At 68.7% G+C, this 25,697-nt stretch carries 22 protein-coding genes; 13 read left to right on the top strand and 9 right to left on the bottom strand.

The annotated features are described in order from the left end of the window. The first annotated feature begins 287 nt into the window (after positions 1-287). From HV824_RS02230 to HV824_RS02220, 3 genes are all read left to right on the top strand, one after another. Positions 288-1,343 (top strand): hypothetical protein, encoded by a 1,056-nt coding sequence (locus HV824_RS02230; protein ID WP_176422552.1) that lies wholly within the window; start codon positions 288-290, stop codon positions 1,341-1,343. A gap of 192 nt (positions 1,344-1,535) precedes the next feature. Further along, positions 1,536-2,603, top strand: coding sequence for an alpha/beta hydrolase (locus HV824_RS02225; RefSeq protein ID WP_176422551.1), 1,068 nt, complete (start codon positions 1,536-1,538; stop codon positions 2,601-2,603). Further along, the gene (locus HV824_RS02220; RefSeq protein ID WP_176416317.1) at positions 2,600-3,427 is read left to right on the top strand and encodes a MerR family transcriptional regulator; all 828 of its coding nucleotides are present in this window, start codon (positions 2,600-2,602) and stop codon (positions 3,425-3,427) included. The genes HV824_RS02225 and HV824_RS02220 overlap by 4 nt, the downstream gene beginning before the upstream one ends. A 65-nt stretch (positions 3,428-3,492) precedes the next feature. Here HV824_RS02220 and HV824_RS02215 read toward each other — a convergent pair whose 3' ends face one another. The 3 genes from HV824_RS02215 to mxcH form a co-directional block, all read right to left on the bottom strand. Further along, on the bottom strand, positions 3,493-4,536 hold the full coding sequence (locus HV824_RS02215) for an alpha/beta hydrolase (protein WP_255207684.1): 1,044 nt from the start codon (positions 4,534-4,536) through the stop codon (positions 3,493-3,495). Positions 4,537-4,614: 78 nt separating this feature from the next. Beyond that, positions 4,615-5,880 carry a hypothetical protein gene (locus HV824_RS02210; RefSeq protein WP_176416315.1) on the bottom strand — a complete coding sequence of 422 codons (1,266 nt, stop codon included), beginning with the start codon at positions 5,878-5,880 and terminating at the stop codon, positions 4,615-4,617. Positions 5,881-5,937: 57 nt separating this feature from the next. Next, on the bottom strand, positions 5,938-8,538 hold the full coding sequence (gene mxcH / locus HV824_RS02205; RefSeq protein ID WP_176416314.1) for a TonB-dependent siderophore myxochelin receptor MxcH: 2,601 nt from the start codon (positions 8,536-8,538) through the stop codon (positions 5,938-5,940). Positions 8,539-8,781: 243 nt separating this feature from the next. Between mxcH and HV824_RS02200 the strand changes: the two genes are divergently transcribed. Continuing rightward, positions 8,782-9,312, top strand: a complete 531-nt coding sequence (locus tag HV824_RS02200) for a hypothetical protein (RefSeq protein ID WP_217917021.1) — start codon at positions 8,782-8,784, stop codon at positions 9,310-9,312. A 319-nt stretch (positions 9,313-9,631) separates the two neighbouring features. Here HV824_RS02200 and HV824_RS02195 read toward each other — a convergent pair whose 3' ends face one another. Then, a complete protein-coding gene (locus HV824_RS02195) occupies positions 9,632-9,841 on the bottom strand; it encodes a hypothetical protein (RefSeq protein WP_176416313.1) in 210 nt (69 codons plus the stop codon). 31 nt (positions 9,842-9,872) lie between these two features. Between HV824_RS02195 and HV824_RS02190 the strand changes: the two genes are divergently transcribed. The 5 genes from HV824_RS02190 to HV824_RS02170 all read left to right on the top strand — a co-directional run bounded on the left by HV824_RS02190 (position 9,873) and on the right by HV824_RS02170 (position 13,145). Continuing rightward, entirely contained in the window at positions 9,873-10,340 is a 468-nt protein-coding gene (locus HV824_RS02190) for a helix-turn-helix transcriptional regulator (RefSeq protein ID WP_255207683.1), read from the top strand. Continuing rightward, the gene (locus HV824_RS02185) at positions 10,316-10,555 is read left to right on the top strand and encodes an SRPBCC family protein (protein ID WP_368738008.1); all 240 of its coding nucleotides are present in this window, start codon (positions 10,316-10,318) and stop codon (positions 10,553-10,555) included. Before HV824_RS02190 ends, HV824_RS02185 begins: the two co-directional genes overlap by 25 nt. Before the next feature lie 145 nt (positions 10,556-10,700). Beyond that, the gene (locus HV824_RS02180) at positions 10,701-11,228 is read left to right on the top strand and encodes a DUF1801 domain-containing protein (RefSeq protein WP_176416311.1); all 528 of its coding nucleotides are present in this window, start codon (positions 10,701-10,703) and stop codon (positions 11,226-11,228) included. A gap of 3 nt (positions 11,229-11,231) precedes the next feature. Further along, positions 11,232-11,873 (top strand): hypothetical protein, encoded by a 642-nt coding sequence (locus HV824_RS02175; protein WP_176416310.1) that lies wholly within the window; start codon positions 11,232-11,234, stop codon positions 11,871-11,873. A gap of 21 nt (positions 11,874-11,894) precedes the next feature. Next, positions 11,895-13,145, top strand: a complete 1,251-nt coding sequence (locus HV824_RS02170; RefSeq protein ID WP_176422549.1) for a c-type cytochrome — start codon at positions 11,895-11,897, stop codon at positions 13,143-13,145. 66 nt (positions 13,146-13,211) lie between these two features. Here the strand turns inward: HV824_RS02170 and HV824_RS02165 are convergent, their stop codons facing one another. The 3 genes from HV824_RS02165 to HV824_RS02155 all read right to left on the bottom strand — a co-directional run bounded on the left by HV824_RS02165 (position 13,212) and on the right by HV824_RS02155 (position 16,390). Then, entirely contained in the window at positions 13,212-14,471 is a 1,260-nt protein-coding gene (locus HV824_RS02165) for a GAF domain-containing sensor histidine kinase (RefSeq protein WP_176422548.1), read from the bottom strand. 201 nt (positions 14,472-14,672) lie between these two features. Continuing rightward, positions 14,673-15,695 carry a deoxyhypusine synthase family protein gene (locus tag HV824_RS02160; RefSeq protein WP_176416308.1) on the bottom strand — a complete coding sequence of 341 codons (1,023 nt, stop codon included), beginning with the start codon at positions 15,693-15,695 and terminating at the stop codon, positions 14,673-14,675. Between the two features lie 200 nt (positions 15,696-15,895). After that, positions 15,896-16,390 (bottom strand): TetR/AcrR family transcriptional regulator, encoded by a 495-nt coding sequence (locus HV824_RS02155; RefSeq protein ID WP_368670862.1) that lies wholly within the window; start codon positions 16,388-16,390, stop codon positions 15,896-15,898. A gap of 172 nt (positions 16,391-16,562) precedes the next feature. Here HV824_RS02155 and HV824_RS02150 point away from each other — a divergent pair, with 172 nt between their 5' ends. Genes HV824_RS02150 through HV824_RS02135 form a run of 4 tightly spaced genes read left to right on the top strand, consistent with a single transcriptional unit; the run spans position 16,563 to position 22,840 of the window. Beyond that, positions 16,563-18,458 carry an FAD-binding oxidoreductase gene (locus HV824_RS02150; protein ID WP_176422547.1) on the top strand — a complete coding sequence of 632 codons (1,896 nt, stop codon included), beginning with the start codon at positions 16,563-16,565 and terminating at the stop codon, positions 18,456-18,458. Continuing rightward, positions 18,458-21,064: an SDR family oxidoreductase gene (locus HV824_RS02145; protein WP_176422546.1), complete on the top strand. Its 2,607-nt coding sequence runs from the start codon at positions 18,458-18,460 to the stop codon at positions 21,062-21,064. The genes HV824_RS02150 and HV824_RS02145 overlap by 1 nt, the downstream gene beginning before the upstream one ends. Positions 21,065-21,072: 8 nt before the next feature. Then, positions 21,073-22,026 carry an NAD-dependent epimerase/dehydratase family protein gene (locus HV824_RS02140; protein ID WP_368670861.1) on the top strand — a complete coding sequence of 318 codons (954 nt, stop codon included), beginning with the start codon at positions 21,073-21,075 and terminating at the stop codon, positions 22,024-22,026. A 52-nt stretch (positions 22,027-22,078) separates the two neighbouring features. Then, a complete protein-coding gene (locus HV824_RS02135; protein WP_217917020.1) occupies positions 22,079-22,840 on the top strand; it encodes a hypothetical protein in 762 nt (253 codons plus the stop codon). Between the two features lie 112 nt (positions 22,841-22,952). Here the strand turns inward: HV824_RS02135 and HV824_RS02130 are convergent, their stop codons facing one another. Continuing rightward, complete coding sequence (locus HV824_RS02130; RefSeq protein WP_176422545.1) at positions 22,953-24,221, bottom strand: nucleotide disphospho-sugar-binding domain-containing protein; 1,269 nt, start codon at positions 24,219-24,221, stop codon at positions 22,953-22,955. A 72-nt stretch (positions 24,222-24,293) separates the two neighbouring features. Continuing rightward, a complete protein-coding gene (locus HV824_RS02125; RefSeq protein WP_176422544.1) occupies positions 24,294-25,670 on the bottom strand; it encodes a carotenoid oxygenase family protein in 1,377 nt (458 codons plus the stop codon). Positions 25,671-25,697: the final 27 nt, after the last annotated feature.

Raw genomic sequence — 25,697 nt, 5'->3', positions numbered from 1 at the left:
ACTGGGAGATGACGTCATCCAGGACGCGCAGGAAGTCGCTGTCCGCAGGGCCCCGCGAGTCGCGAATGGCGAGGAGCAGTGGATAGAAGCGCGGGTCGCCCCGTGACGCAGGTGCCGTGAGCCCTGCGCACAACGATTTGCATGGAATTGCAGCGGCATCCACGCACACGCACCCACCCACGCCCCTGCCGACCCCAGCAAACATTGAAGCCCAGCACGCCTTCGGCCCCCCCCGGTGCCACATTTGGGCAATACCCCAATCCCCGGGTTCCAGTGTCTAATGAGGCATGCACGGGCACATGTGGCAGTGGAGCACGGTGGGGATGTTCTTCTTCGGAATGGGAGCGCTCATTCCCACGTCGGCGCGCGCCTGTGTCGCGCCCAACTGCATGGTGGGGGTACGCTTTCCCCTCCCCGAGGGCGGCGGTGTGGTGCCCGCGAACATCCCCGGACTGGTGACGGTGCCGCCGCTGCTGGAGAACGTGGATCCCTCCACCGTCCGGCTGCTGCTGCCAGATGGAACACAGGTGCCCGCGACCGTCACGGCGGGCGCGCATCAGACGCAGGTCCTGGTCCCGGATGCGCCGCTGGAGCCAGGCACCACGTACCGCATCGAGGCGAAGGGTGTCTGTCAGTTCCAGCCGACCCAGACCGAGTCCGTGACCTTCACCGCCGGCCCCGCACTCCCCCTGCCCTCGACCACTGGCACCCTGACGGTCGACACGCCGGGCCAGTCCATCTTCAACGTGTACGGGGATTCGAGCTGCGGCACCAGACAGGTGAACGGGAACTTCACTGTGCTGCGCTTTACGCCGTCACCGGAGCTGGTGCCGTTCCTTCCGTGGGTGCATTGGACGGTGGAAGTGGACGGCGAGCCCTGGTCGTTCGCAAAGCACAGCGGGCTGACCTCCACCGGTGAGGAGAACCTCGAGCTGCGCCGCCATGAAAACAACCGGCAATTGCTCTTCCTCTTCACCTTCTGTGATTACGTGGGCTGCGCTGATTCCTACCAGCGGCCGCCAATCGACAGCCTCCCGCCCGGACGACACCGGGCCACGCTCAAGGCGACGCTGGAACACGCGGACCTCACGCTTCCCTCCGTGAGCGTGGACTTCGAGCTGGGCTGCGCGGCACAGGTCGCGAGCGCGGCAACCCACTGGGGGAGCGGATGCGCGGATGGTGGCACCGAGGTTGACGGAGGTCCCATGAACGAGGACCCGCGCCCCGCGCCAGTCGACGCCCCCAAGGGCTGCACCCAGGCCGGAGGCGGACTGACGGTGCTGAGCCTGCTCGCCACGCTCCGGCTGTGGAGCGGCCGGAGCTCGCGCCGCGCGAAGAACTGAGCGCCGAAGGGAAAGCGCGCCAGAGACAAGGCTCGAACCTGCGTCCAGCGAGGTGAAGCGCGGTTGCGCCGCACCCTCTGGCGGCGGGCGATGCATTCATGCGGGCGTGGGCCTCTTCCGCTTGACTCTCCCCCAAGGGGAGACCGCCACCCTCCGCGCATGTCACCCGAAAACACGTCTCGGAGGAAGGTCGTGGCGGTAGTCATTGGAACACTCATCGCGCTGGTGGGAGCGGCGGCGGGCACCTGGTGGTGGATGGGGCGAGCGATCTTCCAGCCGGGCACCGTGGAGCAGGTGCTGGCCGCGCGGGGCGAAACGTTGGAGGTCCCCTCGGGACAACACGCGGACGCCTCATCCTGGCAGGTGGCACCGGACGTGCGGCTCCACCACGTGGCCGTGGGCGCCGGACGAGACGTCGTCGTTGTGCATGGCGGCCCCGGCCTCCCCCCGGCGACGCCGTGGCGCGCGGCGGCCATGACAGGCGACGCGCTGCGCTGGCACTTCTATGACCAGCGAGGCTGCGGCGCCTCTTCACGTCCCTTCACCCACGCGCCCCCCGGCGGCACGTGGCAGGCCATGCAGGCGGTGGAGGCCCGGCTGGGACTCGCCGCGCAGCTCGCGGACCTCGACCGTATCCGGCGCCTGCTCGGAAAGGAGCGCCTCACGCTGGTGGGGCACTCCTTCGGAGCCCTGGTGGCCGCGCTGTACGCCGCGGAGTGGCCAGAGCGGGTGGAGGCCCTCGTGCTGGTGACACCCGCGCCGCTGGTGACGATGCCCGCGGGCGACGGCGACCTCTTCACCCAGGTGCGGGCCCGGCTGGACGAGACAGGCCAGCGCGAGCTGGCGGCGTGGATGAAGCACACCTTTAACTTCCCGGCCCGCCTGAAGGACGACGAGGCCCGGCTCGCCGAGCACTTCGCCGCCTTCGGCCCACTGTACAGCCAGGCCCTGCGGCGCGGGCGCCCCGACGCGAAGCTTCCCGGCTCCGGTGCCGCCGGAGGCTTTCTCTCGCTGGGGCTCTACCTGAGCCTGGGCCGGCATCATGACTGGAGCGACTGGCTGCGCCGGGTGCGCGCGCGCACGCTCGTCATCCATGGCGCCCAGGACCTCCAGCCGCGCTCGGCCACTGCGCGCGTGGTAGAAGCGCTCCCCCACGCGCGGCTGGTGGAGCTGGCGGGCAGCGGGCACTTCCCCTTCGAGGAACAGCCCGAGGCCTTCGCGGCCACGGTGAGCGCCTTCCTTTCGGAGGAGGAGCGATGAGCGGACTGCTGTATTCCATTGGAGAGACGTCGCGCATCACCGGTCTGACCGTGAAGGCGCTGCGCTTCTACCAGGAGAAGGGACTGCTCGAGCCCTCACGCGTGGACCCCTCCTCCGGCTACCGCTACTACACCGAGCGCGACATCGCCCTGGCCCATACACTGCGCGCGCTGCGCGACCTGCAGCTGTCCCTGGAGGAGATTCAGGGCGTGCTCGCGGAGCTGGGCCGGGGCGACTCGCTCGCGGAGCAACTGGCGCGCGTGCGAGCCCGGCTCGCCGAGGAGGCCGCCAGCGCGCAACGCTCCGTGCTCGCGCTGGACACGCTGCTGCGGCACCAGGCCCAGGCGGAGGCGTACCTGCGCGCACCGCCGCCACTCCTCGAGCGCAGGCTCCCTCCGGTCCGCGTCGCCGTGCATCGAGCACGGGGGCGGTACTCCGACGCGTCGGTGGTCTTCCCACGGCTGTTCGCCGCGTGCGGCCCCCACGTGGCCGGTGCGCCCTTCTGCCTCCTGCACGAGGCGGAGTATCGCGAGCATGACGCGGACCTGTCCTGGTGTGTCCCCCTGGCACCTGGGGCCACCCCAGCAGGCGTCTCCATCGAGGAATTGCCCGAGGTACAGGCAGTCGTGCTCGTCCACTCCGGGGCCCCCGACTCGGTGGGCCCTTCCTGGGCCCGCCTCTTCGCCCACCTCCATGCGAGGGAGCGCACCCCCACCCTCCCTCTGCGCGAGACGTACCTGCGCGTGGGCACGACGGATGGCACCTCCTGGCTGACCGAGCTCGCGCTGCCTTGGGAAGGGAACGGGCTTCGGAGCAAGGGCTGAGGCGCGCGGCGCGCCAACCGGACCAGGCTCCCGGCCCGACGAGAAGAGCCGGGGCCCGCGCGAGCTCAGTCGGCGCCAGGAAGCAGCGAGGGCGCGGAGAAGAAGAGCAGCCCCCGGTTCAGCATGGGGAGCCAGGCGCTGTAGTGGTCGTCGCCGGGAAACTCCAGGTACTGGACCTCGAAATCGCCGCCGCCCATTGCCGCGAGCTCCGCGGCGAGCTCGCGCGCATTGTCGACCATCCGCCGCTCAGCGGCGAACATGCCCCGCGCTCCCGCGCTCTTGCGCGGCTTCTGCTCGAGCCCCCCTACCGTGAGCAGCACGCGCGCCTTCACCGGTGTCCTCGCGTACCGCGCCAGGAAGGCCTTCTTCTCGGTGAGCACGTAACGGTCGTTCCACCAGATGGACGGGCTCCCCGCGATGAAGGTGTCGAAGGACGTGGGCCTCGTGAAGAGCGCATGCAGCACCAGGAGCCCCCCGTAGGAGTGGCCCATCAGCGCGGTGCGCGAGCCATCGACTGACAATCTCGATGCAAGTGCCGGCTCGAGTTCCTTCTTCAAGAAGTCCAGGAAGCGATCCGCCCCGCCCTGCTTCTTCGATGACCGGTCCCCCGTGTCCGAGAGATTCGGAGCGGGCGGCGTGTAGTCCTCACCGCGTGCCTGGTCGTGGTGGGCCGGAGCTCCCGAGTAGGTCAGCCCGACGATGACCGGCGTTACCGCCGCGACGCCGAAGCCCCGCGCGAGCCTGGGGAGGACGCGGGTGAGACGCTCCAAGGTGGGAAAGTGTGCACCGCCATCCAGGAGGTAGATGACCGGATGGCCGGCGGCGGGCGCCGCGCCCTCGGGAACCGCCACGTACACCCGGTGGGTCCGTCCAGTGTGGGTCGAGTCGAGCTCGAACTGGAAGGTGTCCGGGAGCGTCACCGGAGTCCCGTCCACCCGAGCCACCGGCGTGGCGCGTGGCACCGGCCGCGCGGAGCAACTGGCGGTCAGCAGCCCCGCCGCGAGGAGCAGGTGAACGCACGTCAGGTGGCCCGCGCCTCGGGCCAGGCGCGCGGAGCGTGCGGCGAGCGGCGGGTTCAGCAAGCGCGACCCAGGGACGAAGAGACTCATGGCGGGAGACCCATTGATGACAAATGAAGCGGAGCCCCTGCCCATGCGCGGCGGGGGCTCCGGTCGGAAGGCGGACGGCTAGCGGATCCGGAGGAGGCCGCGCACCTGACCCTCGACGACCGTCTTCGCGTCCCCGAGGCCCGACTCAGGACTCATCAGACGGAAGCGCGTCTGGGCGTTGTCATTGATGAACTCCGGCAGCACCAGGAGCTCACCGGGGTTCTGCGGGATGGTGCGGCCGTTGGTGGGCACGAGGTCGTCCCGGACGACGGGCGTCGCGGTCGGCGCGTCGCCGAGGGTGACCTCCCACAGGCTCCACCAGGCGCCCACGGCGGCGCTCTGTCCGTGGAACGGCCGCTCGGCGGCCACCGCGGCGTCCCAGGCGGCCTGCGCGGCGGCCTTGTTCATCACCCGCAGGTAGCCCTTGCCGGGCGCTCCCGGCAGGAGCATGCCGGCGATGTCCCCCTCGGTGTCGGGGGCGATGAAGGCATCCAGCGTGGTGAACCAGTCATCGAACTCACCGGCAGTGGGATCGAAGCGGACCATGCAGGGCGCGCCGGTGGTCCCGGGAGACACGAAGTGCGCGCCGCTGCCCAGGGGCTCGGTGGCGTAATAAATCTTCCCATCCGTGTGCTTGACGCCGTCGCGCGCCCAGCCGCAGCGATCGTCGACCTTGACGGTCACCTCGTCCGTCTGCGTGTCCACGATGACCAGCGCCGTCTTCGCCGGAACCGTCCTCACGTCCGCGGCGTGCCAGCCGCCGGCGATGATGACGTCGTCGCCAGCGGTGACGGCCAGGCTCTGCGAATAACGGAACGTGAAGTCGCCGTCCTTGAGCTGGGACGTCAGGTCCTTGGACGTGATGATGGAGAGGTCCTGGGGATTCCAGATGACCAGCCTGTAGTTCACGTGGTCGAAGTAATAGGCCTTCGTCTCACTGACGAAGTAGTGCTGGGACTGATAGCCATTGACCGCGGCGACGCCCTGGCTGGTGAACGAAAGCGCATCACCGGCCCTGAGCGAGCCGTCCGCGTTGAGGGTGTACGGCGTCACCGTCGGCACCCGCGAGCTGCTGACGATGAACTTGCCGGTGCCCGGAAGGCCGGCGGCGATGTACGAGTCCGCGGGAAGCTCGACCGCGTCGCCAATCCCGACGGTCTGCTCCTCCTCGATGTCCTCCAACGTCACCAGGTAGCTCTGGGTGTTCCCACCGGCGATGGCGACCTGGGTGATGGCGACGTAGAGGGGCTCGGTGGTTCCGGCGTCCGGAGGCGTCGGGTCCTCCGAATCCGAGCAGGCGGTGGCGAACACGGCGAGGGTCAGGAGTGCGGTTTTCAGCTTCATCGGGCTTCCTTTGAGCGGAGGGGGCCTGCGAGAGACTCGAAGCGCCGCATCGCGCGCTTAGAGGTCAACCGTGGCGCGCGCGGTGAACGCGCGGCCCGGCTTCTGGACACCGACGATGTCGAAGGCGGGAGCGTCGGTGAGATTCTGGAGATTGAAGGAGAAGGAGTAGGCGCGTCCCTCGAACCGGGAGCGGTAGGTGAGCGCGGCGAAGTGCAGCACCTGGGTGGGCACCCGCGCCTTGTCGCCCCCCCGCCCGGCGCTCTCCCAGGAGCGGTAGAACGACTCGACGAAACGGGTCGTCCACTCCAGGCCGAGGGCGTCCACGGCGCTCAAGAGCTGACGCTTCTGGAACCGCGCGGTCGCGGAGGCCTGGAGCCAGGGAATGTTGGGCATGCGGTCCCCGTGAAACCGGGCGAACTGGCCGTCCTGCGCGAGGTTGCGGAAGTTGAGCCAGGTGACGGTGCCGGTGAGCCCCACCCAGTCACCGGGTGAGGCCCAGTCCAGCCCTGCATGCGCAGAGAAGGAGCGGGCGTGGTCCACGTTCTCGTAGGCCTGCGTGGCGTCGCCAGGGAAGAGCTGGATGAGGTTCTCGACGTCTCGGACGCCCGCGACCGCGTTGGCACCGAAGCGGCCAACGGACGTGACGAGGGGGAGGAGCTCCACGCCCAGGTTGGCGTTGTGACTCGACTCGGGGACGAGCGCCGAGTTCTCCACGAGCAGTCCCCCATCGCCGAAGAGCTCGTCCACCCTCGGCATCCGCGTTGTCCGCTCATAGGACGCCTTGAAGAGCAGCCCACGCGTCAGGCTGAAGCGCAAGGTGTCACCGAAGCCACCGGCCCACCGGCGCTCCGCGGCCTCCTGCCTCGTCCCCGAGGCGAAGCGCTGCAGGTAGCCCTTCACGAACACGGTGTTCTCCAGCCGGCCTCCCCAGAGCAGCTGACGATGGGAGAGCCCTCCGAAGGACGACGTGAGCGCGAGCGGCACCCGGAGGGGGTCCTCCTGCTGCAACCGGGTGAGGTAGGCGTTCTCGCCGCTTCGGTCGCTGTCATCGACGCCGAGCGAAACCTCGAGGTCCTCCGGGTCGAGCAGCGTCCCAAGGAGCCGCACGCGCCCGAACAACGTCTGCCGCGTCTGGGTATTCTCCAGCGGCGTCGAGCCAATCTCCCCAGCTCTCGCCCGCGTCGCACGACAGGCTCCGTACCAGTCATATAGACAGTCGGAGGCGTCGAGGAACTCGCCCACACGCTGGTTGTACCCGGCGATGGCGAGCACCTTCAGCCGCTCGTGAGGCGACACCTCGTAGCGCAGCCCGAGGCCCCAACTCTCCTGTGCGGAGGTGACCGCGCCATAGGGCTGGATCATGTACTGGTCGTGTGGGACCTCCTTGTCGTAGCGGCCGAGGTAGCCATTGAGGACGAGCCGGTCGACTCCCGGCAGCGCCTCGAGGCCCACCTCGATATCGCCTCCGGTGCCCTGATAGGCGTCGTGGTTGCGGCGCAGGGCGCGCGGTGAGACGCGCCCCGTCTCCGGGTCATCGACAGGGACTGTGACGACGTAGTCGTTCCGCGCGCGGTCGTGGAACCCCGCGGCCCGCATGAAGACGTGCTCGTTGGCTCGCCACGTCAGCCTGCCGGTACCGCGGTAGCTACCGAAGGACCCACCCTGGAGCGAAAGGGACGCGCCGGTTTCGGGCGACGCGAGGCCGGAGCGCAGGTGGATGGCACCTCCCAGCGCGTCCGTCGCGAGCCGCACCGGGACAACGCCGTTAAAGACCTCGAGCTGCCGGATGAGGGAGACCGGAACACTCCCGAGTCCGTAGACATAGGGCGAATACTCGATGGGGACGCCGTCGAGGAGGACTCGCACCTGGTCGCCGGAGAGGCCCCCGAGCGAGAGCTGGGTCCGGCTCCCCATTCCACCCGTCCGCTGGACCTGCACGGCGGAGGCCCGCGTCAGCACCTCCGCGAGGTCCTCGGCGCGCTCATGGGCCTTCTCCAATTCGACGACGTCCACCGCCTCCGAGCCGCGCACCAGGGCGCGTGCTTCGGTCGACCTGGCGCGCACGACAGAGGTGAAGCCGGGGGGCGCTGGCTCCTCGGAGGGCCGCGCGGGCGCCTCCGCCGCGGGCGTGTCGGACGTGGCCTGGGCGACCTCCTCGGAGCCTCCCGGCGCGACGTCGGGAGGACGCGCGAGGACGAAGTGGTGGATGAACTCGAACTGGCAGGGTACCGGGCTGCCGTCCTGCATCGCCGGGGAGAAGCGCGCGTTCTCGAGCGCGCTCACGGCCGCCTCGTCGAGCCCGTGCCCAAGTCCCTCGACCACCTCCCCGCGCGTGACACGTCCCTCCGCATCAAGCGTCAGGAGGAGCTTCACCGCGCCCTCCACCCCCGCGGCCTGGGCGCCGGGCGGATAAACCGCCTCTGGCTGGGCCAGCAACACCGGAGGGATGACCCCGCCTGATGGCGCAGGCCCGCCCTCCCCCTCCGTCGCCCGCGGGGGCGGTGTCCCGCTGGAGGGGGCAGCGGAGGTCGTCTGTGCCGGGGGCCCGCTCGCATCCTGCGCTCGCGCGACGCCATTCGACAGCAGGGCCAGGAGCGCGAGCGTGGAGACCCGAGAGGATGGCGCGGGGGCGCCCCGCCAGCGACGAAGTGTGGGCATGTTCACGGTGGGCAGACAGGGTTCGCGGGCGTGAGGATGATGTCGATATTGATACTCATTCTCAACCTCATGACCTCCTATCAGTGGCGGAGGTGAGGGTCAATTGGAGAGGTGCACCTCCAAGGGAGAAAGCAGCTCCACACTCCCTCAACATCTCAACGCGATGGTGGGGACAGGTCGACACGGTCGCCCATGAGGGCGCTGTGAACACATGGGGAATCGACCCAAGGGGAGCGCGAAATCATGAAACCCGTCTTCGTGGCCACCGCTGTCATGTGCCTCGCCGTCAGCCCGGCCTTCGCCTCGGATTGCGAGGACCTGCCCGCCAAGGGACAGGCGAGTCGTCAGAAGAAGTACATGAAGATCAAGGCCGAGAGCGAACACGCCGCGACGGACTGCGTCGCCATCCGCAACAACGACGCCCTGAATACGGGCCACGGCATCACGGTCGACTGCCGCATCCACTTCCGCCCCCGGAACGGGGGCTGCTACGTGGACTACTCGCCCTATGGGGACCCCAACAAGAGCCTCTCCCGACATCCCGGCTGCGATGCGGGCAAGTGGGCCTGGGCTCGCGGCGTGGACATGCACACGGGCGAGTCCGCCACGGACCCGAAGGGAAAAACGTACACGGGCAGCGTCCGCTTCAACATGATGAAGGCGGAGTACGAGCTGAAATACACCGTCCAGGTCGGAGACAAGAAGAGCGACAAGGCGCTGGAAGACACCTACGCGGCGACCCTGAAGAAGATCTGCATCCGAAAGTCCAGCTAACGCCCGGGCGCGGTGCGAGTCGGCGAGGCGGGTGCGCTATCACCGCTCTCTCGCCGACACGCGGGTCCCTGCCGGTGAGCGCGAGTTCCTCGCGTGCCCCGGTCCACCGGTCGATGACATTCGAGGCGGGATATGCCAACCGGGCATCGTCGATGATTTTTTCGATGGCCGCTTGCAGCGGGAAATCCATCAAGATGGTGCCGAGCCGCCGAGCCCCAGCCGGGGCATTCAGGGGGTCGTTCAGATAGCTCAAGAGCCACGAATTCAGGCTCCACGCCATGGCCCGCGGGTTCGGCGTGCAGCTCACGAAGGTGACGTATCAGAAGGGGTCCGTCGGCCCGCCGTAGGCGCCCCCAGAGGGCCTGGCGACCTCGCCGGACGCCTTGTCGAGGTGGTCGCTGACCTTGCCCCACCTCACGGTGAGCGCGTCCTGGTAATGGTCCTCCACGTCGACGCCGTCCTGCTGATAAATCCCCTTGTTCCAGTTGGGCCAGAGGATGCCGTAGTTCGCGGCGCGCTTCGTTGACATCGTCTCTGGGAGGCGTGAGGCATCGTTGCGGATGACCGCGCCGAATCGGCGGAGGGCCGTCGAAGCCGCCCTCTTCCTCGACGAACAGGCGGGCGAGCCGCAGACGCTCGAAGCGCTCGCGGCGAAGCTCGGCTTGAGTCCGTTCCACTTCCTCCGAATCTTCCGCGGCGTGCTCGGAGTCACACCCCATCAGTACCTCGTCCACATGCGCCTTCGTCAGGCCGCGCGATTGCTCTCGACGGATGCGCCCATCACTCGCATCGCCTACGACGTTGGCGTCGGGGACCTCTCCAACTTCGTGCGCGCCTTCCGCCGCGCGGCAGGCGTTTCTCCTCGTGCGTTCCGGATGGCATCGCGCGGAGATCGCAAGCTTCTCCAAGAGAAGCTGGCGCTCTTCACACCCGATTGGCTCCCGGGCTCGTCGTCGACACTCGCCTCGAACCGGGAGCCCGCGTGGTCACCTTTGGCAACGGGATGGTGGTCAGGGAGCCCATCGTGACGGTCGACGACGAGGGACGACGCCTCGTGTGGGGCGCGGAAGGTGGCCCGATGACCCACTACAACGGAGCGGTCCAGGCCTTCGTGGGAGGCACGGGGAGCCGAGTCGTCTGGACTGCCGATTTCCTGCCCCATGAGGCCAGCGCCGTCATCGGCCCGATGCTCGAGGCCGGCATGGCCGCGATGAAGAAGGCGCTCGACGGGCCGGGCACCTGAGCCGCTGTTCCGCCCCGGACTACCGAGCGGGGTGACTGGCGAGAACTTACGTCTGGCGGAAAGAAGCCCGCCAGGCGCAAACGTGAAGGTTGACCTCGACAGCGCGGGCCGCTCAACTCGCCCTTGGGACGTTGGAGTGGACACCATGACCGCCAAGACAGCCAAGTCAGCCAAGTCAGCAGCCCCCAAGTCCAAGAAGGCCACGGCGAAGAAATCAGCGGCAGCGCCCAAGGCCACCGCGGCCAGGCGCAAGCGCCCCGCCGCGTCCGCCAGGCCAACCCTCCTCTCTGGCGGCAATCCGCAGATTGCGAAGGGCTCCGGCGACGCCCCCATCCGGGCCTACATCGAAGCCATGCCGGGCTGGAAACGCGACGTCGGGCACCGCCTCGACGCGCTCATCGAGCGCACCCTCCCGGGCGTGAGCAAGGCGGTCAAATGGAACTCGCCCATGTACGGAGTCGAGGGCCAAGGCTGGTTCCTGGGCATCCACTGCTTCGCGAAGTACATCAAGGTGGCCTTCTTCCGTGGCACATCGCTGCGCCCCATCCCACCCGGTGCGTCCAAGAGCCAGGACACGCGCTACCTTGATATCCGCGAGGACGAGCCGCTCGACGAGGCCCAGTTCGTCGCCTGGGTGAAGCAGGCCAGCCAACTGCCCGGCGAGCGCATGTGAGGCGTGCCCTCCGCGAATGACGTCCGCCTCGCGCCACGGCGGTCCGGCCTGGACGCGAAGTGTGGGCAGGCCTGGGGCGCCGCCACGGACCTCCTCGTACTCCTGGTGCGCCCCTGCTACGCTCGCCGGATGCTCGCCTGCATCAACGCGATGGACGCCACCATCAGGGACTTCTCCCAGTCCTTCTGGGTCGACATGGGCCTCTGGTCCTTTGGCGCGGTGTTCCTGAATCGCGTCATCCTCATCCACGACCAGCGGCCCTCCACGGAGCCACAGCCCAGGCCGCCCATGTTCCGGCGGGCCTTCTTCCTCCTCGTCGGAGCCGCGTTCATCGTGTTGCTCGCCGCGATTCTGGCCGGCGGACCGTTCCTCAATTTCGAGGCGCAGGACTTCCACCAATGCAGGGTGAGTCGCCCCATGTTGTTGGCGCTGGTGGCCAGCCCCATCGTGCTCTTCGTCCTGCAGTCCGCGTTCTTCCAAGGGCCCGGCAAACGACTGTTCCGTGACAGGAAACGAGTCGCCCTCGTGAGTCTGGTGCTCTCGTCGCTCCTGCTGGCGACGGGGATGGGGATTGCCCGCGATGTGTTCGTCCTCCCCAACCTCTGCGAGCGGTCCGTGCAAATAATCTCCTCAGGCGCCTACTGACCCAGCCAGGTGCCTCCCACCGTGGACCTGCGCTCCCTTCCGCTGAGCTACCTGGCCGGCGTCGCCATCCTGGTGGCCACGGCCGGAGGAGGCTTCGTGCTGGTCCGCGACGCCGACGTGCTGGCCCTGCGCCTTCCAACGAAGGTCCTGGCGCCCACGAAGCGAGCGCCCGAGACGCCACGGGACGCGGTGGAGCATTTCCAATGCAATCGGTGCCACGTGGTGCCTGGCATTGAACCGGCGTCTGCGCCGCTGAGCGAGAACTGCGTGAGCTGCCACCAGGCCATCACCGCCGGGCGGCTGGACCCCTGGTACAAGGCTGCAGAAGTCCAGCGGTGGAAGGAGCACCTCACGCACCTGATGAGGACCCCAGACCTCGGCTCATTGGGCCAACGGGTCAAACGGAGCTGGCTCATCGCCTGGCTCCAGGCGCCGCACATGGTGAGGCCGCTCTACGGCGCCACCATGCCCCGAATGAAGATTGGCCCGAAGGACGCCGAGCGCATCGCCGACTTCCTCGCGGTGACCGAGGAGGAGTCCGAAGAGCCCCCGCGCGGTGACGCGGCGGTGGGCCGGGCGCTCTACGAAAAGAACGCGTGCGCGAGCTGTCACTACCGTGGTGACGCCCCGCTCGCGGCCCTGCGCTACGGAGCGCCGGAGTTCCGCGCCCCCTCGGCCCGGAGGCGAGCCCCGGACCTCCGGTATGTGCGCAGCCGCATGTCACTCGCGCAGCTGCGGAGCTGGCTGCGCGCGCCCCACAGCATCCTCTCCGACACGGAGATGCCCACCTTCCCGTTCACCCCGCAGCAGGTCGAAGACCTGGCGGCCTTCCTGCGCGAGCCCGTGCCGGAGGTGGCGGCCGGGCCTCGGCCCCCGTACAAGCCCCGCCTGCTCGAGCGCGCGGTGCACTATCCAGAAGTCGCGCGGAAGCTCACGCGCCACCTCTGCTACCACTGTCACTCCGACAGCAGGAGGGCCGGAGACCAGGGGCCGGGCAACTCCGGTGGCTTTGGCTATGACGGCGTCTCGCTCGACCTGGCCACGCGAGCAGGCATCCTCCGTGGCATCAAACGGGACGGTCAGTTCCGAGGGCTCCCGGACCGGATGGAGGATGGCACGCCCCGGCTGGTGGCCAGCCTGGTCGCCCGCCACGCGGAGCTGGACGGGCACGCCCATCCGTCCGTGACGGGCATGCCCCTGGGCTTCCCGCCCCTCCCGGATGAGGACATCGATTTGATCTTCACGTGGATAGAACAAGGCGCGCCCGAATAGGTGCGTTGCGCCCACCTGGAAGCGGGGAGAAGCGCGCAAGGCCCAGACGGGCCTTGCGCGCACGCCTCAGGCCGAGCGCCGCTGCTCCGAGGCCGCGTCCAGCGGAAGGGTGATGGTGAAGCAGGTCCCCTCCTCGGCGGAGCTCGTCACGGTGGCCTTGCCTCCATGCGCTTCGGCGATGCCCCTCACGAGGGGCAGTCCGAGCCCCCAGCCCTTCTCGGCGCTCTCCGTCGCGGACCTCGTGCGGTGAAACGGCTCGAAGATGGTCTGCAATTCACCCGCGGCGATGGGGGCGCCCTGGTTGCGCACCTGGAGCACCACGTGGTGCTCGTTCCGGTCGAGCACGACTTCAACCGGGGTGCCCGGCGCGCCGTACTTCGCCGCGTTGGAGGACAGGTTCTCCACGATGCGGCGCAGCGCGAGCGGATCCGCCTCCATCTTGAACATGCCCTCCGCCTTCAGGACGAAGCGCTCCGGATAGACGGCCGAGAGTTCGTCCAGGGCCTGAGCAGTGATGGTGTGGAAGTCACACGCCCCCAGCTCCAGCGCCACCCGCTTTCCGGCCTTGATGCGGCTTGCGTCCAGCAGGTTCTGAATCATGCGCTCCGCGCGGTCCAGGCTCCCGCTCACCCGCGCCACGGAGGTCTGGACGCTCGGGAGGTCCGCATGGCGCCGCCCCAGCATCTGCACGCCCATCTTCGCCGCCGTCAGGGGCGTGCGGAGGTCATGGGTGAGCGCCGCGACGAACGTGTCCCGGAGGTTCTGCTCGACCTTCAGCTTCTGGAGCTGATTGCGAAGGTTGATTTCCGTCATGATGGACGCCGTCAACTCCTGCATCACCGTGAGGTCCTGTGAGCTCCACTCGCGCACCTGGGGCTGGATGCAGCAGAAGGTGCCCAGCACGTGCCCATCCGGGTTGATCAACGGGAGCACGATGAGGGCGACGATTCCCCAGGGCCCCGTCGACGGGTGGAACTTCAGGAACGGGTCAGCGGGCGCGTTCGAGGAGATGATGGGCTCTCCCTCGAGTGTGTAGCGGCACAGCGAAGCGTCAATCGGGAGCTGCCGGCTCTCTCGGAAGGGCGAGGGCAGACCGAAGTCCGCCTTGAAGAACTGCCGGTCCGCGTCCACCAGGGACATGATGGTCAGGGGGACGTCAAGGAGCTGCGCCGCCAGGCGAGCGAGCCGATCAAAGGCGTCTTCCTGCGGCGTGTCCATCAACCCGGTCTCCCGGATTGCGTGCAACCGGTTCGGGTCCGTGAGGCGGCGGTTGCACCGCTGCGTCCGCGCGAGCGAGGACGCGTCCAGTTCACCGAGAAATTTCATGAGGTGATTCTAGGTCGATGCGCGGGCGGTGGAGCGCCCGAATCCGGGGCACGCTCGCTCGTCCGTTCACCAGCCTACTTGTAACGCGGGTGACCTACGCCGGGGGCTTGCTCCCGGCATCCGCTCGCCGCGTCGTGGGCGCGCCACCCATGCTGCTGAACGTGCGGGGCGGTGTGCCTTCCGCCCCGCACACCGCGGCGCCTAGCGCTGGTGCCGGGCGATGAGCGCGTTCGCCGCTTCCGGATTGCGCTTGCACTCGAGCAGGGCGCTGAGCATCAGCGGCGCGACAATGGTGGCATCCGACTCGATGACGAACATCGGCGTCGTCTCAGTCAGCTTGTCCCAGGTGATCTTCTCATTGGGCGTCGCGCCCGAGTACGAGCCGTAGGACGTCGTCGAGTCGCTGATCTGGCAGAAGTAGGCCCACGGCTTCACCGGCTTCTGCAGGTCGTACTTGATCGACGGAACGACGCAGATGGGGAAGTCACCGGCGATGCCGCCGCCAATCTGGAAGAAGCCGACGCCCCGGCCCTCGGACAGCTCCTCGTAGCGGTCGTAGAAGTCAGCCATGTACTCAATGCCAGACTTGACGATGCTCGCGTTGCAGTCGCCCGCCTTCACGTAGGACGCGAAGATGTTGCCGAACGTCGAATCCTCATAGCCAGGGACGACGATGGGCAGACGGCGACGCGCGGCCTCCAGCAGCCAGCAGGCCTCCGGGTCACCCTCATACACAGAGGGGTCGAGCGCCTGGATGAACTCGTAGAAGTACTCGTGCCAGAAGCGGCGCTCGCCCTTCTCGGTCGCGCCCTTCCACATCGGGACGACAATCTTCTCCACCGCGCGGAACGCCTCATCCTCGGGGATGCTCGTGTCGGTGACCCGGCGCATCCGCTGCTCGAGGATTCGCGTGTCGTCCTGCTTGGTGAAGTAGCGGTACTCAGGGAAGTCCTTGTACGCCGTGTGCGCGACGAGCCGGAAGAGCGACTCCTCGAGGTTGGCGCCCGTCACCGACAGGCCATGAATCAGCCCCGCCCGGATGGCCGGTGCCAGCGTGATGCCGAGCTGCGCCGACGACATCGCGCCCGCGACGCTCCAGAACATCCGGCCACCATTCGACACGTGCTCCCAGTAGGACAGGAGCGCATCGCGCGTCGCGCGCGCGTTGAAGTTCTTGTAGTTCGAGAGGACGAACTCGAGAACGGGAAGTTCGGACGAGGACATGTAGGCCTCCAGCAACAACGTGGTGAAGGCTCGGGAGGCGCACGCCTGACAAAGCCACCCGAGGACACCCTACGGTCGCAACGAGATGTCGCGGCCGCCATCGGAGCGTCAAGTGGCTCCGGGCTAGCTAACACAGGAGGACCGCGAGTCGCCACCGCGTTCCACGCTCCCCTGGTTGGCCCCCAACAGTGCCGCCCGCCTCAGATGCGCTGAACCACCCGCAGCGCGAAGCGCACGAAGCGCGCGTCCAGCGGCTCCTGGAGCATGAGGCGCTGCCACACCAGGCCGGAGAGCACGTTGACCACGAGCTCCCGGTCTGCGGGCCGGCGGTCGGCGAGGCACGCCCGGAGCTCGTCACCTCGGGGGCGCACCAGTTGGGCGATGAGCCGCCGGTGGAGGTCCTCGTCGAATTGCGCCTCCGCCATCAGCGCCCGCAGCACGGGCGCCGCCTCCGCGGCCCCCCGGCAGAGCTCCACCAGCGTCGAGGACAGGGACGGCTTGCGCCGGCTCATGCGGGGCGCCTGACTCACCCACTCGGAGAACGCGTCGAGCACCAGCGCCCCCTTCCCCGGCCACCAGCGGTAGAGGGTCTGCTTCCCGGCCCCCGCGCGCTTCGCCACGTCGGCGGTCGTCACCGCCGCATAGCCCTTCTCCAGCACCAGCTCCTGCGCCGCCGTGAGAATGGCCACGCGCACGTTTTCGTCCCTGGGTCGTCCTGTCCGCATCACACGCCTTTACGAGACCTCGGGTCTCGGAAACAACCCATTTACGAGACTACTGGTTCCGAAATCGCGTAACGCAGTGCGCACCTGCGTAACCCACGCGCGTTGACGGGGAAGAGGGCGCTGTGTACGAGTGCGAGCGACCATGGCTAAACAATCAGGTTTGCTGCGCCGTCTTGGGGATGTGGCGCTGAACGAGGTGAGCGAGCGCTTCGGCAGCCCGTCACCGACGCCTTCCTCCGGAGACACGCGCTTCACGCCGCCGACGCCCGCCGCGTCGAAGGACGAGGAATCACTCGAAGGCTGGGGCTTCGCCGACACCCGCTTCGTGGTGAAGCCCGACGGGAGCACCGTCCTCACGGGCACCCGCTACAACATCAGCAATGTCGCGCTGCCGGACCTGATGCCGTGGTTCGCTGGCAAGCTGGCCTCGCCGCTGGGGTACGACAACCGCAACGAGCCGCACTACCCGCCCGAGATTCCCGCGGCGAAGAAGAACGACAAGCTTGTCGCGGCGCTGCGCGAGTTCCTGAAGGAAGAGCAGCTCACCGAAGACCCCAAGCAGCGCCTGCGCCGCGGCCACGGACACACGGGCGGTGAAATCTGGGCCATTCGCTACGGGAAGCTGGACCGGGTGCCCGACCTCGTCGCCTTCCCGCGCGGGCACGATGAGGTGGTGCGGCTGGTGGAGGTCGCCACCCAGCACGGCGCCTGTGTCATCCCCTTCGGCGGCGGCACCAACGTGACGGAGGCGCTGCGCATCCCGCTCTCCGAGGGGCGCCTGGTCATCGCCGTCGACATGCGGCAGATGAACCGGATTCTGTGGGTGGACCCCGTCAACCGCATGGCCTGCATCGAGGCGGGCGCCACGGGCCGCCACCTGATGGAGGAGCTCGCGAAGTTCGGCTTCACCATGGGCCACGAGCCGGACAGCCTGGAGTTCTCCACGCTCGGCGGGTGGATTGCCACGAACGCCAGCGGCATGAAGAAGAACCGCTACGGCAACATCGAGGACCTGGTGCTCGACATGCAGGTCGTCACGCCCCAGGGCATCGTGGAGCGCCCGCGACAGGCCCCCCGGGAGAGCGTGGGCGTCAACCCGCGCCAGTACATGTTCGGCAGCGAGGGCAACTTCGGCATCGTCACCACGGCGGTGGTGAAGCTGTTCCCCCTCCCCGAAGTCCAGCGCTATGGCTCGGTCATCTTCCCCGACCTCGAAACGGGCCTCTCGTTCCTCTACGCGCTCCAGCAGTCGGGCGCGGTGCCGGCCAGCGTGCGGGTGATGGACAACACCCAGTTCCACTTCGGCCAGGCGCTCAAGCCGGCCAAGCACGGGCTGGCCGCGAAGGTGAAGAGCGAGGTCGAGAAGGCCGTGGTGACGAAGCTCAAGGGCTTCGACCCGTACAAGCTCGCCGTGGCCACCCTCGTCTTCGAGGGCTCGCGCGAGGAGGTCGCCTTCCAGGAGAAGACGGTGTACCGCATCGCCTCGGAGCACGGTGGAATGAAGGGCGGCGGCGCCAACGGTGAGCGCGGCTACCAGCTGACCTTCGGCATCGCGTACATCCGGGACCTCACCTTCGAGCACTGGGCCATCGCCGAGAGCTTCGAGACGAGCGTGCCGTGGAGCCGGGCCATGGACCTCTACGAGCGCGTGCAGCGCCGCGTGGAGAAGGAGCACGCCGCGCTGGGCCTGCCGGGCAAGGTCTTCTTCACCGGCCGCTTCACGCAAGTCTACCAGACAGGCGTGGTCATCTATTTCTACCTGGGCTTCTACGCGCGCGGCGTCAGCGACCCGGTGGGCGCGTACGCGGCGCTCGAGCACGCGGCGCGCGAGGAGATTCTGGCCGCTGGCGGCTCGCTGTCGCATCACCACGGCGTCGGGAAGATTCGCCGCGGCTTCCTGCCCCAGGTGTTCTCGGAGGCCGCGCTGACCCTCAACCGCAAGGTGAAGGCCGCCATCGACCCCGACAACGTCTTCGGCGCGTCGAACTGCGGAGTCAACGGTCCGGTGGCGCTGACTCCGGACGAGGAGGCGCACTGATGTCCCGCCACGTCTTTCTCACGGGCGTCACTGGCTTCGTCGGCAAGGTGGTGCTGGAGGCGCTGCTCGCGCAGGGCGTCGAGCGCGTCACGGTGCTGGTCCGCGAGTCGAAGGACCGCCAGGGCCGCGTTCATTCGGCCGCGGAGCGCTTCGCGAAGGTGGCGCGGGCCGAGTGCTTCTCGCGCCTCCAGGCCGGCTGGACGGAGCGCGTCGCGGTGGTGAGCGGCGACCTCGAGCAGCCCGCCTGTGGCCTGGCTCCCGCCGACGCGGACGCCGTGCGCCAGCACGTCACGCACGTCGTGCACTGCGCCGCCAGCGTGGAGTTCGACCTGCCGCTGGCGCAGGCGACCTCCGCCAACATCCGGAGCGCGCTGTCGGTGCTGGAGCTCGCGCGCGCGTGCCCCAACGTGGTGGGCATGGTCGACGTGTCGACGGCCTACGTCAGCGTGTGGCGGCCCGGCCCCATTGAAGAGAAGCTGGCGCACCTGCCGAAGCCCGCCGCGGAACTCTACGAGGCCTTCCAGGTGGCGAAGGGCGACGGCCGCGAGTGGCTGGAGCTCACCGGCCACCCCAACACGTACACGCTCACCAAGAGCGTCGCCGAGCACCTCATCTGCGAACGGCGCGGCCACGTGCCCGTCGTCATCGTGCGCCCCAGCATCGTCTCGGCGGCCCACCGCGCGCCCTTCCCGGCCTGGCTCGACAGCCCGGCGGCGCTCGCGGGCTGCCTGCTGTACAGCGGCCTGGGCGTGGTGCGCGCGTTCAACGCCGACCCGTCGGTGCGCCTGGACGTGGTGCCGGTGGACGTGGTCGCCAGTGAAGTCGTTCGGTCGGTGTTCGGCCCCATGCCGGAGCCCGGCCAGGCCGTCCCCATCGTTCACGCCACCATGGGTGTGCAGCGGGCGCTGCGCATCGACATGGCCGCGGCGTCGACCATCGAGTGGTTCAAGCACCGCCCCGGCGTGGTGAAGGCGCCCGACATGTTCGTCGGCCGCAAGGACCACGGCTTCGACGCGGTCGACCTGATGCGCCGGGAGCTGCCGGTGCAATTGCAGAAGGCGGCGCTCGCGCTGCTGGGCCAGGCCAAGGCCCACCGCCGGCTGGTGCGCGCCGACGAGAAGGTGCAGTACCTCAACGAGGGCTTCGCGTACTTCACGCACCACACCTTCGACTTCGTGCGCGGCACCCCGCTGGAGGTCCCCGGCTTCGAGCCTGTCGAGTACGTGCGCGTGGTGAACGAGGGCATGTACCGCCACCTGCTCTCTCGCGATGAGAGCCAGGTGTCCTTCGCCGGGCCGAAGCACGACGACGCGCGCGGCGACCGGACCTGGGTCCAGGAGCGCGGCGTGGGCAACACCACCCACAAGGTGTTTGGCTATGCGCTGCGCAAGACGTTCCGCCACTGCACCAGCGACGTGACGTTCGACCGGCCTTCGTTCGAGCGCGCGATGGCGCAGGTACCCCCGGGCACGCTGGTGGTGCTGGCGCCCACCCACCGCAGCTACTTCGACTTCCTGCTGACCAGCTACCTGTGCTTCCAGCACCCGGAGCTGGGCATCTCGATGCCACACATCGCCGCCGCGGAGGAGTTCGGCCGCATCCCCGTGGTGGGTCCGATTCTCAAGGACTCGCAGGCCTTCTTCATCAAGCGCGGCGTGGGCCGCGAGGTGCCGGAGCTGGGCGAGGAGCTGCGCCGGCTCACCGAGAAGAACGCCTCGCTCATGTTCTTCGTCGAGGGTCAGCGCAGCCGCGCGCGGCTGATGCTGCCGCCCAAGCGCGGGCTGTTGCGCGCGCTGCAGAACACGAAGCGCCAGTTCGTCGTGTTGCCCGTCGCCATCTCCTATGACCGGCTGCCGGAGGAGGCGTCCCTGTCGGAGGAGCTGTCCGGCAAGCCGCGCCCGAAGATGACGCTCACCGGCGTGCTGTCGTGGCTCGCGAAGCTGACGCGTGGCCAGGTGCAGCTGGGTCGTGTGCATCTGTCGTGTGGCGCGCCGCTGGCGCTCAACCCGGACACCGACGTCCGCGCGCTGAGCCATACGCTCATGGCCGAGCTGCAGCGCCACACCACGGTGAGCAGCTTCCACCTGCGCACGTTCCTCGCCGAGCACCCCATCGCGGGCGTGGACGAAGCGTGGCTGCGTGAGGCCATCGAGCGCCGCGGAGGGCGTGTGCTCGCCAGCGACCTGCCAGTCCCCAGCCCCCTGTCTCCGGCGCTGGCGCACTCGCTCCGGAACCAGTGGCAGCACTGGTTCGCCGGTGACGTGCTGGCCCGGCAGCCGGGCAACCCCGCGCTGGAGGACCACTTGTCGCGCTACCGCTGGTGCGCCACGCCCCTGGCCGAGCTGAGCGACGCGCGCGTCGACGCCGTGGTGAAGGCGCTCTTCGAGCCCGTGGTGCGCGACTACCAGGAGGCGGCGAAGGTGCGCGCGCCCGACGAGCTGAAGGCCGTGGCGGTGGCGCACCGGCCGCACCTCGATGGCGTGGTGCAGGCGCTGGTGTCGCGCGACATCGTGAAGCCCGCGGGTGACGACTTCGAGTGGGGTCCGAACGCGGCGGAGCTCGCGCGGTTCCATGAAGCATGCGCCTGGCGCGGGGTTCAGCCGTGAAGACACTCGTGACGGGAGCCAGCGGGTTCCTCGGACGCAACCTCCTGGAGACGCTGGGCGACGACGCGGTGGCGCTGGTTCGCTCGCCGCTGCCGGGTCCGGTGGCCCAGGTGTCGGGCACGCCGTTGGACCCTGACGCGTGGCTGCCGCACGCGCGGGGCGTGAAGGTGCTGATTCACTCCGCGGGAATGGTCCACCACAGCCGGCAGCACGCCGACGAGATGGTGCGCTTCAACATCGACAGCGCGCTGGCCATGGTGCGCGCCGCGAAGGCGCTCGACGCACGGTTGGTGCTGGTGTCGACCTCAGGCACGGTGGGCTGCTTCTCCCATCCGACCATCGAGGCCGATGAGCATTCCCTCTACGCCGAGGCGCTCGTGGGCCGGTGGCCCTACTACCTGTCGAAGATTCGCGCAGAACAGCAGTCGCGGAAGCTGGCGAAGCAGCTCGGCGTGGAGCTGACGGTGGTGCGGCCTCCGGTGCTCCTCGGCCCCGGGGACACCTTGGGCCGCTCGACGACCAACGTGGCCCGCGTGCTGAACGGCCGCCTCCCCTTCATTCCCACGGGTGGCATCGCCTTCACCGACGTGCGGGACGTGGCGCGGGCGCTCGCGGTGCTGGCCAAGAAGGCCGACTGGCGGGACACGTACCACCTGCCCGGCACCACCCTGCCCCTGCGCACCTTCTTCGAGCGCGTGGGCGAGGTCGCCGGCATCCGGGTGAATCGTCCCGGCGTACCGACGCTCGTCGTCGACGGGCTCGCGAAGCTCGGCTCCCACGTGCCGCTCAAGAAGCTGCCAGACCCCGTGGTGCTGGAGATGTCGACGTGCCACTGGGGCTTCAAGACAATCTGGAGCCACGAGGAGCTCGACTACCGGCCGCGGAGCCACCGGCAGACGCTGAGCGACACGGTGGCGTGGCTCCGCGAGGCGCAGGCGAGACAGACGCCTCTGACGGGATGATGCACGCATTACCTTTAAAACGCGCAAAACTTGCGTGCTATCTTCCGCCGCCATGCGCACTTCCCTCAGCTTCGCGTCCCTCCTCGTCGCTTCTTCCCTCACCGCGGGCTGTCTCGGTCCCGAGACGGACACTGACACGGAGGCGGTCCAGGCCATCGAGCAGCAGGCGACGGACCCCTTGTTCCGCGTCCACAACATCGTCGAGGCCGTGCTCCCGGCCGGCAACTACGACGGTGTCGCTGGCAACGAGTGCATCGCGCTCGTGAACCCCGAGCACCGCCTCCGCAAGATCATCATCGTCGAGACGGCCGGCGCCAATGGCGCTTGCGCGCTCAACGCCTACAGCGCGGGCAGCGCCCTCAGCTTCACCTGGGGAGACACCTCCGTCTACCAGGGCCCGGCCGGCATCGCCTCCATCCGCGCCGCGCTCTCCGACAATGACGGCGCCGTGCACCGCCTCACCGGCACGCTCACCTCCGAGGCCACCACCCTGGCCCACCTGCAGTCGTTCCTCACGCAGACCTACGCCCAGCAGGCCAGCCAGCTCGCCACGTTCACCGAGGAGCGCGTCCACTCCCGCTACGATTTCGAAGGGCAGGAGCAGGTCTACGCCGAGGCCGCGTACCAGGCCGTCCGCGTCACCCAGCCCTGTGAGAACCCCGGCTACCCGAGCCTCAACGCCCGCGTCCACAACGGCTTCGTCTACGGCTACATGGCCACCAACACAGGCAGCTGCCACAGCGGCTGGTTCACCAAGCGCCACGTCTACAACCGCAACTGGCAGCTCGTCGAGTTCTACGAGTACTCGGAGTAGGTGAGACGACCATGGATTGGCCTCTCGCGAAGCTGTCCAGCGAGAGGCCATCCATGAGCCCGCTGTCCTGACCGCGCGGTGCAAGGCGACGCCCGACTCCGCCGCGGCCTCGTCATCGGCCGAGGGCCCGCTCGATGACGTCCACGCCCTCATCCAGTTCGCGCGAGGCTCGGCAGGCCTGGCGCATCCTCGCCACCGCGGCGAGGAGGTCGTCGCGCCCCAGCAAGGCATCCACCCGCTCGGTGATGACGCGGGCGTCCTTCGTGCGGAGGTCGCCTCGGAGCCCGAGGTTGTGGTGCACCAGCCGCGCCGTCAGCCCAGGCTGGTCCGCGCCATAGGGGAACAGGAGCATGGGGACGCCGAAATACAGGGCCTCCCGCACGGAGCCGATGCCGCCGTGATTCAGGAACAACCGCGCCCGCGGGAGGACTTCCAGTTGGGGCACCGAGGCCTCCACCCGGATGGACGGCGGCACCGCCAGGCCGCGGAGCTGCTCGGCCAGGGCGCCGCAGCTCACGATGAGCTGCCACCCCGCGCGCCGCCGGAAGGACTCCATGACAGCGGTGTAGAAGCGCAGCGCGGCCGGCTGGTCCTCTCCGAACGTCCCCAACGAGCAGTACGCCAGCGGGCTGGACGCGTCGTAGCCGCGCCAATCGAAGGTGCCCTCGTTGCGTGAGGGCTCCACGCAGGTGCCCAGATAGTGCCGGCGGGGAAGCGTTCGCAGCGGTTCGAAGTCCAGGGCCCGGGGGCCAATCACCAGCTCCTCCACTTCCGGCCGGTAGCCGAAGTCGCCCCATCGCACGCGGAGACCCGCGCGCCGCATCCGCCGGAGCGCGCGGTGGCCCGCCCAGCGGACTCCATGGTCATACAGGCCCCGGAGCCAGGGGATTCTCGACTGGAGCGTCCACGTCACGAGGTTGCGAGCACGGCCGAGGTGGCCATTGGCAGCGGGAATGGCCGGAGAGTGCACGGACGGATAGTCCAGCGAGAACGAGGCCGCATACGTCGGGCTGAGGCTGAGGTACGGCAGCCCGCGCTCGTGCGCGCCCGCGGCCACATCCCACACCACCGGATCCACCAGCACCCCATCAAGCCCATCCGCGTCCACCCATGCGTCGAACGCCGCCGCGAGGTGCTCGTGGTAACGCGCGCGCAGGTGCAGGAAACGGATACCCGGGACACGCGTCGCCCAGCTCGCGGTGACGCGGAGTGACTGGCGGTAGCGGCTGCACTCGAAGCCCTGCCGCGACACGTGCGCCGCGAAGGGCTCCGGCACGAAGTAGCGGACGCGGTGCCCCCGGCGCACCAGCGCCCTCGCCAGCGCGAAGGTCGCGTTGAGGCCGCCGTATTCGGGCAGCATGTAGATTCCGACCGTGGACATCTGAACTCCCCCAGGTGTATCGCACACCCGCCACGACCTCGATGGGAGCACGGCCAGACGCCGTGAGAAGACTCAGCCCGCGGCCGCGAAGCTGCCGTGAAACGTCACGGGGATGGCCTGGTCGAAGTGAACGGTCGCCAGCGGACCGTCTTCGAGCTGCTCGCCGTCGAGCACCGCGACGTAGGAATGATCGGCCTTCGAGTCGAACACGAGGTCGAGCACGAAGGTGGCGTCCTGTGACGCTTCGCGCGGCACGAGCACGGGCTCGCTCGGCACATGCCCGGCCGGGAGTACCCACTCGGCGCTCCTGCCACGGTCGAGGTCGATGCGCGTCACCCCCTGGATGCTCCGGCCCGCGACGTTCCGCTCGGTTTGCGCGAACACCGTGGCATGCCGCGCGCCGTGCAGTCGCGGATGCACCTGAGGAAAGTCGCAGGGCACATCGAAGAGCCTCGTCTCACGCACCTTGCCGGACCGCAGGTCGAGCTGCACACGCGTCAGCAACGGGAGGGGCCCGGTCGATTCCATTTCTCCAATCTCCCCGAGCGAGAACTCGGGGTAGCGGCAGAAGTCGACACAGGGACCGTCCACCTCCTCGAAGGCGTTCGAGAAATGCCAGAGCCAGAAAGGGTCGAGCTCGAACGTCCGGGGGGAATGGATGGCATCGAGCGGGACGACGATGAGCCGCGCCCCGAGCTCAGGCCGCCACTGAAAGAGCCGGGTGACATCCCCCAGGCCGACCATGGCGCGCAGGAGCTTCAGCCGCACGGGCCCCACGAACAGGATGAGGTGCCGCTCCGTCGCCATGAAGTCATGCACCATGCTCTGCCAGGGCGCCTCCACGGTGCCGAGCTTCGACGGCTCCCCGTCGTCCGGCAGCGCGTACAGGTCGATGTTCATCTTCCGGCCATACCGCACCCCGAAGTTGAACGTCGTTCGCAGCGAGGCGACACGATGAGGATGCGCGGAGAAGGCCCCCGTCACCACGCCCAGTCCCGTGGCGTCGAGCGTCTCCAGCGTCGTGGGGCTCATCTCTTGAAGCAGGCCGTTCTCCATCAGCGCGAAGAGCCGGTTCTTCCACAGAAACGTCGAGGTGTTGCCCGTGGTCTTCGCCACGTCTTTTCTCGCCGCCCGCATCCGGTCAAGCCACGACGCGGACGACGTGTAGAGAAACCGCCCCGCTTGCTCCTCCGCACGGAAGCCGGCGCTCTCGACGATGCGGCTCGCGCCCTGCGCGCCACCGCCGTCGAAGCGCACCGCCGTCACGGCGCCATCCGCCTCGAACGCATGCGCGATTCGCGTGCCAAAGCGCTCGAAGAGGCCCGGTCCGGCGCGGAACAACGTCCCTCGGAGGGACTCGGGGAGCCGGCCTTCGACCCGCAGCGGCTCGAAGCCATGGGGGCGGGAGAGGGACCGCAACAATGGGCTCACGGCATTCGCGCTGCGCATCCGCTGCTCCTGGAGCGATGGAATCTG

It is taken from the genome of Myxococcus sp. AM009 (assembly GCF_013372605.1).
Classification (GTDB): Bacteria; Myxococcota; Myxococcia; order Myxococcales; family Myxococcaceae; genus Myxococcus; species Myxococcus vastator.
Note: the sequence above shows the minus strand (reverse complement) of the source record. Positions and strands in the feature narration are given on the sequence as shown.